The organism is Syntrophaceae bacterium (assembly GCA_013177825.1).
Classification (GTDB): Bacteria; Desulfobacterota; Syntrophia; order Syntrophales; family PHBD01; genus PHBD01.
The window spans coordinates 314377-327123 of sequence record JABLXX010000003.1 but is presented as its reverse complement, the minus strand read 5'-3'; the positions used below and the strand labels follow the sequence as shown (position 1 = coordinate 327123).

The 12747-nt window shown below is 60.5% G+C and carries 19 protein-coding genes; 2 read left to right on the top strand and 17 right to left on the bottom strand.

What is annotated here, in order from left to right; all coding sequences use genetic code 11:
• The first annotated feature begins 60 nt into the window (after positions 1-60).
• Positions 61-879: an EamA family transporter gene (locus tag HPY65_09170; protein ID NPU84650.1), complete on the top strand. Its 819-nt coding sequence runs from the start codon at positions 61-63 to the stop codon at positions 877-879.
• A gap of 119 nt (positions 880-998) precedes the next feature.
• On the opposite strand, the gene HPY65_09165 is transcribed toward HPY65_09170, so the two are convergent.
• The 5 genes from HPY65_09165 to HPY65_09145 form a co-directional block, all read right to left on the bottom strand.
• Positions 999-2078, bottom strand: a complete 1080-nt coding sequence (locus HPY65_09165) for a thioredoxin domain-containing protein (protein NPU84649.1) — start codon at positions 2076-2078, stop codon at positions 999-1001.
• A gap of 168 nt (positions 2079-2246) precedes the next feature.
• On the bottom strand, positions 2247-2789 hold the full coding sequence (locus HPY65_09160) for a sigma-70 family RNA polymerase sigma factor (GenBank protein ID NPU84648.1): 543 nt from the start codon (positions 2787-2789) through the stop codon (positions 2247-2249).
• Positions 2790-2792: 3 nt separating this feature from the next.
• On the bottom strand, positions 2793-2990 hold the full coding sequence (locus HPY65_09155) for a hypothetical protein (protein NPU84647.1): 198 nt from the start codon (positions 2988-2990) through the stop codon (positions 2793-2795).
• 22 nt (positions 2991-3012) lie between these two features.
• Positions 3013-3276 (bottom strand): carboxymuconolactone decarboxylase family protein, encoded by a 264-nt coding sequence (locus tag HPY65_09150; protein NPU84646.1) that lies wholly within the window; start codon positions 3274-3276, stop codon positions 3013-3015.
• Positions 3273-3512, bottom strand: a complete 240-nt coding sequence (locus HPY65_09145; protein NPU84645.1) for a hypothetical protein — start codon at positions 3510-3512, stop codon at positions 3273-3275. Before HPY65_09145 ends, HPY65_09150 begins: the two co-directional genes overlap by 4 nt.
• A gap of 217 nt (positions 3513-3729) precedes the next feature.
• On the opposite strand from HPY65_09145, the gene HPY65_09140 reads away from it, so the two are divergent.
• Positions 3730-4719 carry a cation transporter gene (locus HPY65_09140; protein NPU84644.1) on the top strand — a complete coding sequence of 330 codons (990 nt, stop codon included), beginning with the start codon at positions 3730-3732 and terminating at the stop codon, positions 4717-4719.
• Between the two features lie 26 nt (positions 4720-4745).
• Here HPY65_09140 and HPY65_09135 read toward each other — a convergent pair whose 3' ends face one another.
• From HPY65_09135 to HPY65_09080, 12 genes are all read right to left on the bottom strand, one after another.
• Positions 4746-5531, bottom strand: a complete 786-nt coding sequence (locus tag HPY65_09135; protein NPU84643.1) for an NAD(P)-binding domain-containing protein — start codon at positions 5529-5531, stop codon at positions 4746-4748.
• A gap of 149 nt (positions 5532-5680) precedes the next feature.
• Positions 5681-6097 carry an arsenate reductase ArsC gene (locus HPY65_09130; GenBank protein NPU84642.1) on the bottom strand — a complete coding sequence of 139 codons (417 nt, stop codon included), beginning with the start codon at positions 6095-6097 and terminating at the stop codon, positions 5681-5683.
• A gap of 29 nt (positions 6098-6126) precedes the next feature.
• Positions 6127-6864 carry a sulfite exporter TauE/SafE family protein gene (locus HPY65_09125; GenBank protein ID NPU84641.1) on the bottom strand — a complete coding sequence of 246 codons (738 nt, stop codon included), beginning with the start codon at positions 6862-6864 and terminating at the stop codon, positions 6127-6129.
• A 9-nt stretch (positions 6865-6873) separates the two neighbouring features.
• Positions 6874-7578, bottom strand: a complete 705-nt coding sequence (locus tag HPY65_09120) for a cytochrome C biosynthesis protein (GenBank protein ID NPU84640.1) — start codon at positions 7576-7578, stop codon at positions 6874-6876.
• Positions 7579-7592: 14 nt separating this feature from the next.
• Entirely contained in the window at positions 7593-7952 is a 360-nt protein-coding gene (locus HPY65_09115; GenBank protein ID NPU84639.1) for a thioredoxin family protein, read from the bottom strand.
• A 39-nt stretch (positions 7953-7991) separates the two neighbouring features.
• Entirely contained in the window at positions 7992-8384 is a 393-nt protein-coding gene (locus HPY65_09110; protein NPU84638.1) for a zinc-binding protein, read from the bottom strand.
• On the bottom strand, positions 8377-9294 hold the full coding sequence (locus tag HPY65_09105) for a universal stress protein (GenBank protein ID NPU84637.1): 918 nt from the start codon (positions 9292-9294) through the stop codon (positions 8377-8379). Before HPY65_09105 ends, HPY65_09110 begins: the two co-directional genes overlap by 8 nt.
• 36 nt (positions 9295-9330) lie before the next feature.
• Entirely contained in the window at positions 9331-10443 is a 1113-nt protein-coding gene (locus HPY65_09100; protein ID NPU84636.1) for an arsenic resistance protein, read from the bottom strand.
• Positions 10444-10499: 56 nt separating this feature from the next.
• Positions 10500-10733 (bottom strand): thioredoxin family protein, encoded by a 234-nt coding sequence (locus HPY65_09095; protein NPU84635.1) that lies wholly within the window; start codon positions 10731-10733, stop codon positions 10500-10502.
• Entirely contained in the window at positions 10733-11239 is a 507-nt protein-coding gene (locus tag HPY65_09090) for a thioredoxin family protein (GenBank protein ID NPU84634.1), read from the bottom strand. The genes HPY65_09095 and HPY65_09090 overlap by 1 nt, the downstream gene beginning before the upstream one ends.
• A 9-nt stretch (positions 11240-11248) precedes the next feature.
• Positions 11249-12304: a permease gene (locus HPY65_09085; protein NPU84633.1), complete on the bottom strand. Its 1056-nt coding sequence runs from the start codon at positions 12302-12304 to the stop codon at positions 11249-11251.
• A gap of 79 nt (positions 12305-12383) precedes the next feature.
• On the bottom strand, positions 12384-12743 hold the full coding sequence (locus tag HPY65_09080) for a winged helix-turn-helix transcriptional regulator (protein NPU84632.1): 360 nt from the start codon (positions 12741-12743) through the stop codon (positions 12384-12386).
• Positions 12744-12747: the final 4 nt, after the last annotated feature.

The window sequence follows — 12747 nt, the reverse complement described above, 5'->3', positions numbered from 1 at the left end:
AATCCCGCCTTGACGGCCCTGATCGCCCTTTCCTGCCTCTGGGGCTACAACTGGGTCGTCATGAAGGAGGCCCTGAAGTACTCCGGCCCCTTCGACTTTGCCGCCCTCCGGATGGTTGTCGGCGTGGTCTGCCTCTTCGGCCTGCTGCTCTGGCGCCGCCATGGCCTACGCCCCCGCCGGCCGCTCCAGACTCTGCTCCTGGGACTGATCGGCACGACCGTCACGATCGGCGCCGTCACCTGGGCCCTGGCACTGGGCTCGGTCGGACGGACGGCCATTCTCGTCTACACGATGCCCTTCTGGGTGCTCCTCCTCGCCTGGCCCATCCTGGGGGAACGGATCCGCGGGAACCAGTGGGTCCCGACCGTTCTGGCCTTCGCTGGGCTCCTGATCATCCTCGATCCCGGACACATGCACGGATCTGCCCTGGGGAAAATCCTGGCCGTCGTGTCGGGAGTCGCCTGGGGCCTGGGTGCCATCGTCACGAAGGTGATGCGGAAGAGAACCCAATTCGACCTCGTGTCGCTGACGACCTGGCAGATGCTTTTCGGCACCATCCCGCTGGTTGTGCTTGCCCTTGTCGTCCCCGAAGAGCCGGTCCGCTGGACGCCGCCCTTCGTCGCCGCCCTGGTCTACAGCGGCGTGTTCAGCAACGCCATTGCGGTTCTCCTGTGGTTCTACATCCTCGAAAAACTCCCGGCCGGGGCGGCCAGCATGGGGACACTGGCCACACCGGTCATCGGCATGACAGCCTCTTTCATCCAGCTGGGCGAGCGGCCTTCGGCATGGGAAGGGGCGGGCATGGTTCTGATCCTCATCGCCCTCGGACTCCTTACATACATCGGTTACCGCCAGTCTCAGATCCTGAAAATACCGTAAAGAAATAAGAACACCCCCCGCGCGCATCGGACGGACCGGCTGTTTGCAGAGCGTGGCAAAAAAAAACCCCTGCCGGCCGGCAGAGGTTCGTGCAAGCATCCGATCATGGGGGAAGACTATCAAGCCCTTGCTCTTCTCGCTTTCCTCGGCGCCTTCTTCGGCGCCAGCGCTTTCCGAAGTGATTCCAGTCCGTTCCGGATCTCCATCGATCCCCGGTAGGTCCGGACGTCCGTATCGGAGTACCGGACCACCATCGTCGGCGTCGAAGTGATGCGGTAATGCCGGATGATCCCATCCCAGGCCTGGAGGGTGGGTTTCACGTCATGAGGCGCCAGACGCACATGACGGGCCTGGAGAGCCCCCGTCAGATCGGCATCGGATCCAGGAGCGCTTCCCTTCGCCAGATCGAACAATTGATGGCGGGCCTGCATGGCTTCCCGATAATCTTTCCCTGCACGAACGGCATAAAGAAAGTATTTCGCATAAAGCGGCGTCTGCGCGTGGATGGGCATGTCAACGAACGTCACCATCGCCTTCCCTTTTTTCAGGACTTCCTCCAGGGCCGGCTCCAGATCCTTTTCCACGGCCTGGCAGGGGGGACAGAAATAATCCGTGAAGACGAGGACTTCAACATTCCCCTTCCCGAAAGAGGGAACCGGGGAGCCTTCGGCGCCGTAGGCGGGCGTGACAGAGCCTGAAAACAAGGAGATCATGACGAGATACCCCGCCAGCACGAAGCCGATCAGGGGCAGGCGCAGGTTCTTCAGAAACGGCATGACAACCTCCCCGGGCAGATACAGGATTTTACGAAATGCATTGCTTCCGCCGGCCGGACGTTCGTACTGGACGGCGTAGGAAATGAGCAGAATCGCCGCAAAGGCCAGGCAAAAGGGGCAGAAGACGTCCTCCCTTGCCTGGAAGGCGATGAGATGAATCTCCCCGCCCAAGGCGCCGGCCAGCATGATCCGGATCAGCCAGGACTGCCGAACCATGACCAGGACGATGAGGACCGCCATGAAGCCGATCCCCAGGTACTTCAGGTCGATTCCCAGAAGCTCTCCCTTGAGGTAGCTGCAATCGGTGTCGCAGAGATTGTAGTAAACCATGACGGCGATTCCCGCCGCGGCAAGGAGGACCGTCAGGATGCTCCGCCATACCGGACTTCCGTTCTGTTGAACGATTGTGTTTGCAGTTAGCATTGCGATCTCTCGCCAGGAAGTTTTTTCTTCAGAAACGGCATCGCTGGACAGGCTTCTCACAGGCGTGGCTTTTCGCATGTTTTGGCGTTTTTGTAAAGACCCTCCCCACTCTGGGAGATCCCATGGTTCAGAGACCAAGCGGAGGCGGCGGGATCGGGAATCATGATTTCACCGCTTCGTCTCCCTTATGGTTACGGCTTTGCGTCCACCCGTGTTTTTTGTCCCGTATTTGTCCTGCACCGCGGAAAGAGAACCACGCCGGGAATGTCCGCCCTCCGGTCCGGGGGGCTTCTCCGAGATCCGGAGCGGCGGGTTCCGCCGATCGCAGGCCAATTCATTCCGGTCGTCCCGGTAAAAGACGCAGGCGGAGGCCAGTTCCTCCCGCAGTTTCGCCCGGGCGCGGTGCAGCCGGATCTTGGCCGCCTCGATCCGGATTCCAAGGACGTCGGCGATTTCCCGGTCCGTCATCCCTTCCAGGTCGCCCAGAATGATGACCGACCGGTAGGTCTCCGGGAGCGTCCCGATGATCTCCCGGATGCAGCCGTTCATCTCCCGCCGGATGACCTTCCCTTCGCTGCTCCGCGGCTCTTCTCCCGTCCATGGATCGTGGTTCTCAACAGCTTCCTCGATGTTGTCGACGGGCAACGGGCTTTGCCTGCGGGAATCTGCGGACCGGCTGCGGAATCTGTCCCGTGCCGCGTTCGTCGCGATCCGTTAGATCCACGTGGACATCCGTGCCTCCCCGCGGAACTCCTTCAATGCCGAGTTCACGCGGGAAAATACTTCCTGGCTCAGGTCCTCCGCCTCGCTCTCGCCGACCATATGGGCCAGGTAGCGCAGGATGCGGGGCTGGAACTCCCGATAAATATCCTCGAAACGATATTCGCCGACTGCCCTGTTTTCTTCTTTCATGTTTATTTCATAGCATGGGATTTCAGGAGCAGCAACCGGAGCCGGAACAGGCCCCGGCACTGCAGGAGGCTGCGCTGGGACGATCCCGGACCAGATTCAGAGCCAGTTTGTCCATGCTGCCCGCAGCCCCTCGCCGGACAACCTTTCCGACTTCGACGGCCGCCTCGATCTCCTCCCGGTCGATGCCCATTTCCAGCGCTTTCACGACATGAAACTCCAGGCAGGGATGGCAGTTGGCTCCCACCGAGGCCCCGACGGCGATCAGTTTTTTTATCCTTTCGTTCATTTATCCCCTCCCGGCACTCCGCCCGTCCGGCCGATTGCCGCCCGCAAACCGGCAAGTTCTTTTTTGATCTCCTCGAGATCGTCCCTCCGGGGGCCCATGCAGCAGAACCACCGTCCCGTGCCCATTCTCGACCGGAACAGAAGACACATCAGGACGCACAGCGTCATGCAGAGCAACGGGATCACCCACCACCATCCGGCGGCTGCCGGCCACGTTTCTGCAAACCATCCGGGCATATTTTATTACCTCCTTCATGCATTTTGTTGACTTAGACGGGTTCGGAGACGGAATGGATACACGGTCACTTTCTTTATACCGGGGATGCTCCATTCGGCAGGAGCGGCCATGGCTCACCGGTCATCCATGCAGACCCGCGGCTTCCGGGTCACAAATATGTGGAAAATATTCCCTATGTGCCTATAATCGCGGACTCGCAGTTCCGGAGGATCAGCTATGAATACCCAGAAACAAAAGGAGCGCGTGGCGCTCCTTTCCGTCGCATCCAATTCCATCCTGGTCGTGATGAAGCTCGTGATCGGCCTGATGATCGGCTCGGTCTCGATCATCTCCGAGGCGATCCACTCGGGCGTGGACTGGCTGGCGGCGGTGATCGCCCTGTTTTCCGTGAAGACCTCCAGCCTGCCGGCGGACAGCAGGCACCCCTTCGGTCACGGCAAGATCGAAAACATCTCCGGAACCATCGAAGCCGTGCTGATCTTCGTCGCCGCCGGCTGGATCATCTTCGAAGCGGTGAAGAAGATCCTGCATCCGGAGCCCATCGAAGACATCGGATGGGGCGTGGGCGTCATGCTCCTGTCCGCCTGCGCCAATATCGTCGTCTCGGAGAAGCTCTTCAAGGTGGGCAGGAAGACCGATTCCATCGCCCTTCAGGCCGACGCCTGGCACCTGCGGACGGACGTCTACACCTCGGCAGGTGTCATGGCCAGCCTGGCCCTGATCTGGCTGGCTTCCTGGATCTTCCCAGACATGAACCTCAACTGGCTTGACCCGGCGGCGGCCATCGGCGTCGCCCTCCTGATCATCAAGGCAGCCTACGACCTGACCATGCAATCGGCGCGGGATCTTCTCGATGTCAATCTCCCCCGGGAAGAGGAAGACTGGATCCGGCGGCGAATCCTGGAGCAGAGGCCCGTCGTGCACGGTTTTCACCACCTGCGGACCCGCAAATCCGGCCATTTCCGGTTTGTCGAGTTTCACCTCCAGATGGATCCTCATATGTCCGTTGAAAGCTCACACAAAATAACGGAGGACCTGTCCAACCTCATCGAGCGGCAATACCCCGAGACGAGCGTCACGATCCACGTCGAGCCATGCAACGGAGACTGTGTCGGCCACTGCCTGGAAGGCTGCCTGCTATCGCCGGACAAACGGCGTGAGATCCAGCGCAAGAACGGAAGGGGCGATGCGGCGGCAATCCGGTGACCCGGCGAAAGCAAAAGATGAGCCGCTCACACCTTCAGTTTCGCGTAGAGCCCTTCCAGTTTCGTGCGGTAGATTTTCCGGATCGCCTCCTCGTCTTCGCCGATGGGCTTTACCGGTACAAGGTCCATGACTTCTTGGGGGGACATCCCGGAATCAAAGAGGATCTTCGCCGCGCCTTTCACCATTTTGTTCAGCGCCCGGGAGGCCTGCTTCGGCGACAGGCCGAAGGACTCGCCGAGCATCCGGAGTTCGTTCAACTGGAACCACAGATATGTAGGACCCATGGCGGTCAGGACGGCGTATGCCTCCAGGGTCCCCTCCTCCACCTCCGGACAATCTCCCAGTGTTTCAAAGTACTTCCGAATGGCTTTTTTCTCCTCGCCATCGAAAGCGGGATCAAAGGCGACGGGATTGAACCCCTTGTTGACGATTGATGGGGCGTTGGGAATCATCCGGACGATCCGCCGGAATCCGCCCAGTCCGTTCGAGAGCTGCCCGATGGTCAGTTTCGGCGCCAGCGAGACGACAACCGAATTCCTGCCGAGGATCGGCGCGATCCCGCCCAGGACACCCATGACCGCCGGCGGGTGAAGGGCAAGGAAAACCAGATCCGCGGCGGCGGGACGCTTCGGGTCCGCCCCGGACGTCCCGACACCGGGGAATCCTGCCTTGAGTGCCGACAGGACGTCGGGGCTGGTATCGCTGACAATAACCCTCGCCGGCAGCATCTCTTTTCGTGACAGCCCTCCCAGAAGAATCCGGACAATTCTACCCCCGCCGATGAATCCGAGTGACTCATACCTGTGTTTCATGAATTTAATCTCCTTTCGTCGGGCAGAACCCGCATTCATGGATGCGATACGGAAAACGATGCACCCCTCAAGACAACGATTCCGAATGGATCAATCCGCCTTCATTCGAGGCGGGCCCAATGCCTCGGCGGAATTCCTTCCGGGTATTTTTATGCCTCATCCGCGCTGAATTCCGCCTCGATCCAGTTCCGGATGGCATCCCGAACGGACCGGAAGCCCGCGAGGATTTCCTCCTCGGTCCCCTGAAGGAGGGACGGGTCCGGAAAGCTTTGATGCCGCCGGCTCCCCCCGCCGAAGAAGACGGGGCAGAATTCCCGGGTAGAGTCGCAAACCGTGATGACTTCGTCGAATGACGAGTTCTGAAATTCGTCGACACTCTTCGAGCATTGGCCTCCCATATCGATGCCGGCTTCCGCCATGACCCTGACCGCATAGGGATGAATCCCCCGGGGCTCTGTCCCGGCGCTGAAGGCCTCGTAGCGATCCCCTCTCAGGGACCGGAGAAATCCCTCCGCCATTTGGGAACGCGATGCGTTATGGGTGCATATGAACAGGACTTTTTTCATCTTTCCTCCGGTCATTACAGACGGTTGTTTCAGGCCAGAAGCGTGTAAATCTTGTACAGGGTCATGACGACGATCAAAACACCAAAGAACTGGCGGATCCGGTTTCCGGGAACATAGAGGCTCGTCAGCCGCGCTCCCAGGAAGGCGCAGGCCGCTCCGGCGAACAGCAGACTCAACGTCAACCCCAAATCGAAGCGGGCCGTAGCCAGGTGGGGAATCAGGGCCGAAAAGGAAGGGGGCGTCACGGCGAAAGCATTGATTCCGGCCGCCTTCTTCGGATCGAACCCCACCAGGATCAAGGTCGGCATGAGGAGAAATCCGGGACCGATCCCGAGGAGGCCGCTTAAGACGGAAATGGGTATTGCCAGGATCAGGACCAGCCGGAAATTCTCGTTCCCCGGTCGCGCCTGGACCGGCCGGAAGAGGCGGTAGGCCAGGAAGATGACCGAGGTCAGGTACGCCGTCCAAACGATCATGACCGGCGTTGACTGGGCCAGCCAGGACCCGAATGGGGCGGCCAGCGTGGTCACGACGGAAAGAGTGATCGCCTTCCGCCAGTCCACGTAACCGCTCCGGGCAAACCCGAATACGGCAAACAGGGCCGTGATTCCGTTCAGGAGCAGACTCAGCGGCTGAACCTGGTGGACCAGGTCTGGAAGAAAGAAGGCCAGAAACGGCACCGCCGAAAAGGCCACCCCGAGCCCCACCATTCCCGAGGCAAAGGCCAGAATCCCGAGACCGAGGACCATAACGATCGTCGTGTTCATGGTCAGCCTCTAGTTTCCCCAGAACGGATTGCCGATAAAATAAACCCCCAGGACGGCAATGAGAGCCCCGGCTCCCTTGCGGAACCACGCACCCGCCCCCTGCCAGTTTTGGTCTTCGACCAGCCTCCGGACGAAGGCGCTGGAACTCCCCGCCAGGACAATGGGCAGACAGTGACCGAGCGCAAACAGGACGATCAGCACGAGGCCCGTCGCAATCTGTTTCTGAATGGCAATCAGGGCCAGGATCGGAGCGATAAAGCCGAAGGTGCAGGCGCCGGACAGGACACCATAGGCGAGGCCCAGGAGGAACGCGCCCCCGATCCCACGAAGCCGCAGACGATAGAGAAGTCCGCTCGAAGCGGAGCAGGATTCGACTCCCATCATGCCCAGGGCCACCCAGAGGAGCACCAGCCCTACGGGAATCTGCCAGAAACTGCCGACATCCCCCAGCATCCGGCCCAGGACGGCGCAGACCGCTCCGATCAGGGCGATCGTAATGAACAGGCCCGCCGTGAATACCCCGGCGTAACCGGCTGCTTCGCGGGGCTGGAGAAGCCGCTCCTGGCCTCCGACGTAGGCTATGATCAGCGGAATGGAGGCCAGATGGCAGGGGCTGAAGAGGACGCTGACCATGCCCCACAGGAAAGCGCCGAGAGCCGCCCAGGCGGGTGCGCCTGTCATCCATTCGTTGACCGTCAGGAATACGGACTCCATGAAGAAACCTTTCCTTACTGCACACCCATTGCCTTGAGCTGGGCCACGATGGCCTCCTCGCTCATGAAACCGAGGTGTCTCACCACCTCTTTGCCGTGACCGTCGAAGAAGATCTGGGTGGGGATCGCCCGGATCCCGAATCTCTGTGCCGCCTCCTTTTCGTGCCGGAGGTCAACGAAGACGATGGCGGCCCTGCCTTTGTAACGCTTCTCCAGCCGGTCGAGGATCGGAGCCATCATCTTGCAGGGAATGCAGGAGGCAGCCCCAAGGTCCACCATGGTGACCATGCCCTTCACCGGGAGATTCCTGAAGTCGGCGGCAGCAGGGCAGATGCCCATGAAAATAAGCGCCGCTGCGGCAACGAGGATTCCCATCGTTCGAATCGGTGCATGCATCTTCAAGTCGTTACCCTTTCATTGGCCTGGATTTTCATTCGCCGCCAGAGCGGCCCGGATCGACGCCTTGACCTGGTCGATGTCCTCCCTCTTGAGCTCCCCACCGAAGGCCTTCTCGACGCCCATTGCCGTGACGACGAAGTGGTTCATCACGGGCGCCTCGACGTGTTCCAGGATCTTCGCGGCGCAGCCGACGGGACAGCCGTCCAGGACGATCATATCCTCGGCGTCCTTGGCGGACCGGACGAAGCCGCTGCGGTGGGCCGCAATGCCGGCGAGGCAGAACAGCCGACCCTGCCCTTCCCCGGCCAGTTCCACGGCGAGATGGTGCGTCATCTGGCCTACGTTCGAGGCCCCGGCGCACCAGACAATCATACGCTTGCTTCCATCGCTGCAGCAGTTCTCAGCCATATTCCCTCCTTTCATGACCCAACTCCCTGGGAATGACCAGGACAGGGCGGACATGGTGCTCCACGACAGCCTCGGCGACGCTACCCAGCAGCGCTTCCCGGACATTGCTCTTCCCATGGGAGGCCATGGCAATCATCGTGACGTTTTCCTCATCGGCGAGACGGCTGATTTCCGTGGCCGGCACACCCGTCTTCAGAACCGTGCGGACGGCGAACCCCAGGAAATCCAGCTGGCGCTTCAGCTCCGACAGCCTCTCCCCGTCGACGCGGTCGAACTCCTCCATCCGGTGTTTCAGGTAAGGCAGCAGGGAGCGGCTGTCCTGAACATGAAGGATAATTACCTCTTTGGCGGCTCCCGGACGGCAAGTCCGGACCGAACGGAATGCCCGAAGTGCATTCTCGGAGAAATCGGTCGGGTACAGAATTTTCTCACAGGGATCCCGCGGGAAAAAGTTTGGATCCTTCTCTACCTGGGCCTCCGGGTTCTCGAACCGGGCGATCAAGAGCGGCGTCCGGGTCCGTCGCAGGACGTTCCTGGTCACGCTTCCCAGGAGCGCTCCCCGGATGTAGCTTCTTCCGTGGGCGCCCATCATGATGAGCGAAGCCCCCTGGTCCTCTGCGGCATCAATGATTGCCCGCTCCGTCGTTCCTACGGCGACAAGCCGGAGGATCCGGATCGTCGTCCGCGTCCTCAGCGGTTCCACCAGATCCTTCAGCCTGTCGTCCGCTTCCGTTTTGTACCGTTCGAGGGCAGGCTCATCCACGTCGGTCCACCGGGCCGCCTTCACCGGATCGATCACGTGTAGAAATACGGCTGTCTGCAGGCCCGTCCCCTCCAGGTCCGGGATGCGGTGTACGATCCTCTCCGTGTGGCGGGAGAAGTCGACCGGAAAGAGAACCTTTTCAAACACGCAGTGCGTCCCCTCTCGAAAAACGCAGCAAACGTCCTACTTCCTTTTCCTCTTTTTCGCCCTGGAGCTTCGGACCCTTTCCGGAACGACCTCCACGGCAACCGGTGCTTCGGCAAACAGTCTTGCCTTCGACCGGCGGGCCGCCCAGACCAGTACCAGCATGACGGGGACCTCGATGAGGGGGCCGATGACCGTTGCCAGGGCCACGACCGGGTTGAAGGCCGTGATGGCAATGGCGATGGCGATCTCGAAGTCCCGGCCCGTCGAATTGAAGGCCACGGCCACGGAATCCTCGTAGTTCAGTCCCATCTTCCAGCTCACCAGGTAGACGACGGCAAACATGATCCAGAAAAACAGCGTCATGGGAACGGCCATGTGGACGATCAGCATGGGGTTCTCCAGGATCAGGTCTCCCTTGAGGGCGAACATGACGATCAGCGTGAAGAGAAGGCCGATGATCGAAAGGGAATCCAGGTAGGTCTTGAAATGCTTGAAACCCTCCTCGCCCAGTCTCTTCACGGCGATCCGGCGGGTCAGGAATCCAGCCGCCAGAGGAACGCCCAGATAGAGAAGGACGCTTTCTCCGACCAGGAAGACGTCGAAGGACACCTCGCCCAAAAGCAGCTTCGCGTACACGGGGATCAGGAGCATCTGGCAGATCGAGTTGATGGCCACGAGAACGATGGCCAGGGCGTTGTTGCCCAGGGACAGGAAGGTGAAGACGATGACCATGGCGATGCAGGGGGCCAGGCCGTAAAGCACCAGGCCGACATAGAGATCCGGGTAGCCCGACAGGAAGACCTTCGCCAGGAAAAGCATGAAGAATGGGGCGACCAGGTAGTTGAAAAACAAAACCAGGAGCAGTTGCTTCGGAGAGGTCGCCGCCTTCCCCAGGTCCTCGACCTTGACATTGGTCATGGCCGGATACATCATCAGGAACAGGCCGACAACCACGCCCAGGGCAAGGCTGTTGGCGAGGGTGAAGGAATAGGTCCCCGCGAAGATGGCCTTGATGGCATCGATGGGCGGCGTCAGGGCAAAGTTCGAAATGCCGTACACCTTCCCGATGGCGATGCCCACGGCCATGCTGACGATGACAAAGATGGGCAGAAGCCGGAAATCCTGAACTTTTTCCAGATATTTTCTCATCACGTTTCCTTGTCGTTTGCGTGTTTCCCGATCCGTCGATCAAGCAATCGACGGGCTTATTTCTTCAGCCACTTCTTGATATCGTCCTTGGTCGGGATCTTCCCGACGGACTTCACCTCCCCGTCGACGACGACAGCCGGCGTGCCGAAGACCCCGAAGGAGGCGATCTCCTTCATATCCTTCACCTTGGAGACGTCGGCGGTGAGGCCGGCCTCCTTCAGTGCCTCCTGGACCAGCTTCTCCACCTGTACACACCGGGCGCAGCCGGGTCCCAATACCTTGATTTCCATCACGTCACCTCCTGTTGAATCTCAGTAAGCCATTTCCGGATATCGCTTTTCGACGGGACGGTTCCCACCGCCAGCACCCGGCCGTTTACGATCAGGGCGGGCGCTCCCAGGACACCGGAGCGGGCGATTTCCCTGAGGTCATCCACGTGGACCAGTTCGCCCGCCAGGTCCAGTTCCGCCATCACGTCCCGGACATCCCTCTCCAGCTGCCAGCATCGGGCGCAGCCGGGTCCGAGGATCTGAACGCGCACACCCTGCGGCGCATCTTCCTCTACTTCCTCCCCCCGGAACTTCCGGAATTCCCGGAGAAGCGCATCGCCGTATTTCGTTCCGGCCTTCCGGGGGATGTAATTTCCTTCTCCGACTCTCCGGAGAAGCTCTTCCTTCATTTCTTCATCGGTCCGGCCCTTGCCGTCGGCAGCCAGTCCCGCCATGATCGCATTCAGGCCGACGATCCCGACAAGGGCACCGTCGATCCGGACCTGGACGATATCCCGTTCGCTCACGATACCGCCTCAAAGAATGAAATTCCCGAAGAACCAGCCCATGAAGGTTCCCAGAATGATGATCGTGATCACATAGACGACGGCCTTCTTCACGCCGAAGACCCGGGCGATGGCGATCCAGTTGGGCAGGCTCAGTCCCGGTCCCGTCAGGAGCAGCGTCAGGGCCGGCCCTTTGCCCATGCCGAGTTTCATGAGCGTGTCGACAAAAGGCGCCTCCGTCATGGTGGCGAAGTAGCTGACGGCGCCGATCATGGTGGCCAGGAAAGAGGCCGTGACCCCGTTACCACCCAGCCAGGCCCGGATCCACTCCTCCGGGAGAAGTTTCCCGATGACACCGACGAGAAAGACACCGCCCAACAGGAGGGGAAAGATGATCCGGATGAACCACCAGCTCTCCCGGAGCCAGGAGGCGATTTCCTCCCTGGACAGGGCCTTCCATGCATAGGCTGCCAGGACGAGGGTGGCGACTCCCCAGATGATGACCTTGGTCAGATAGGCCCCCGTCTGTCCGATGTAGTTCGGCAGCAGGAGCGACAGCAGGATCAGGACCAGGAGGATCAGGTGGGGCCGGGCCACAATGGCCTGAGCTGCGTCCTCCGCCCGGAAGGCGGCGACGGTTTCCCGCTTCTCCTTCCCGAAGAATACCGTCATGATGTAACCTACCACGAAGGCCATCAGGAGGGACGCAACGACCCGGGCGACGACAATCTCGTAACCCAGGATATTGCCTGTGTAGATCAGCGACAGGATGTTCGCGGACGGGGCCACCCAAAGAATGATGAAGGCGACGCCGACCGCTGCACCGCTGTAGTACAGGCCGCTGGAGACAGGGATGACGGTGCAGGAGCAGGCGGCCACGAAAAAGCTGGCCAGGCCGGCCAGGGAAAACGATTTCAGCTTGTTTGCCTTCTCTCCCAGGACCTCGAGAATCGCCTGCTGGTTGATGAACGCCACCATGGCCCCGGCCAGGAGAAAAGCCGGGATGAGGCAGGTGAGGACGTGGGTGGCCACGTAATCCTGCAGGGCCAGGAGCCCCGCAACGACCAGGTCGATGAGGAACTGCATGATTGGTTATTTCCTCCGTATGATCGGATGGATTTCCCGATCCGGGGTCGGGAATCTCAGTAAATCGTTAAAAGGCTATTCAGACGGCCGGCGTCTCCCTGGCGCACAGGACGTTCCGGTCGAGGTCCGCGATCGTATTCAGAAGATCCATCAGTTCGCGGTCTTCGGAGAGCCAGTGCCTGAGATTGCCCAGCATGCTCGCCGCATAGGGACTGCGGCTGCCGTCGGAAACGGCATAGTTGACCCAGAGCCCGTCCTTCTTGCGGCTCACCAGCCCGGCCTCTTCGAGGATCTTCAGGTGCTTGGAGACCGTGGGCTGGGCCAGCCGGAGGGCTGCCTGCAGCTCGCAGACGCACATCATCCGCTGCTGGAGCATCTTGACGATCCGAACCCGGTTCGGGTCGGAAAGGGCCTTCATCACACTGACGAACGCTTCCATAACA

Excerpts from the sequence above, each read along its gene's own strand:
- HPY65_09170 (NPU84650.1), top strand. The coding sequence starts at position 61 with ATGAAGGAGGCCCTGAAGTACTCCGGCCCCTTCGACTTTGCCGCCCTC.
- HPY65_09165 (NPU84649.1), bottom strand. The coding sequence starts at position 2,078 with ATGCTAACTGCAAACACAATCGTTCAACAGAACGGAAGTCCGGTATGG.
- HPY65_09155 (NPU84647.1), bottom strand. The coding sequence starts at position 2,990 with ATGAAAGAAGAAAACAGGGCAGTCGGCGAATATCGTTTCGAGGATATT.
- HPY65_09150 (NPU84646.1), bottom strand. The coding sequence starts at position 3,276 with ATGAACGAAAGGATAAAAAAACTGATCGCCGTCGGGGCCTCGGTGGGA.
- HPY65_09145 (NPU84645.1), bottom strand. The coding sequence starts at position 3,512 with ATGCCCGGATGGTTTGCAGAAACGTGGCCGGCAGCCGCCGGATGGTGG.
- HPY65_09140 (NPU84644.1), top strand. The coding sequence starts at position 3,730 with ATGAATACCCAGAAACAAAAGGAGCGCGTGGCGCTCCTTTCCGTCGCA.
- HPY65_09135 (NPU84643.1), bottom strand. The coding sequence starts at position 5,531 with ATGAAACACAGGTATGAGTCACTCGGATTCATCGGCGGGGGTAGAATT.
- HPY65_09130 (NPU84642.1), bottom strand. The coding sequence starts at position 6,097 with ATGAAAAAAGTCCTGTTCATATGCACCCATAACGCATCGCGTTCCCAA.
- HPY65_09125 (NPU84641.1), bottom strand. The coding sequence starts at position 6,864 with ATGAACACGACGATCGTTATGGTCCTCGGTCTCGGGATTCTGGCCTTT.
- HPY65_09120 (NPU84640.1), bottom strand. The coding sequence starts at position 7,578 with ATGGAGTCCGTATTCCTGACGGTCAACGAATGGATGACAGGCGCACCC.
- HPY65_09115 (NPU84639.1), bottom strand. The coding sequence starts at position 7,952 with ATGGGAATCCTCGTTGCCGCAGCGGCGCTTATTTTCATGGGCATCTGC.
- HPY65_09110 (NPU84638.1), bottom strand. The coding sequence starts at position 8,384 with ATGGCTGAGAACTGCTGCAGCGATGGAAGCAAGCGTATGATTGTCTGG.
- HPY65_09100 (NPU84636.1), bottom strand. The coding sequence starts at position 10,443 with ATGAGAAAATATCTGGAAAAAGTTCAGGATTTCCGGCTTCTGCCCATC.
- HPY65_09095 (NPU84635.1), bottom strand. The coding sequence starts at position 10,733 with ATGGAAATCAAGGTATTGGGACCCGGCTGCGCCCGGTGTGTACAGGTG.
- HPY65_09085 (NPU84633.1), bottom strand. The coding sequence starts at position 12,304 with ATGCAGTTCCTCATCGACCTGGTCGTTGCGGGGCTCCTGGCCCTGCAG.
- HPY65_09080 (NPU84632.1), bottom strand. The coding sequence starts at position 12,743 with ATGGAAGCGTTCGTCAGTGTGATGAAGGCCCTTTCCGACCCGAACCGG.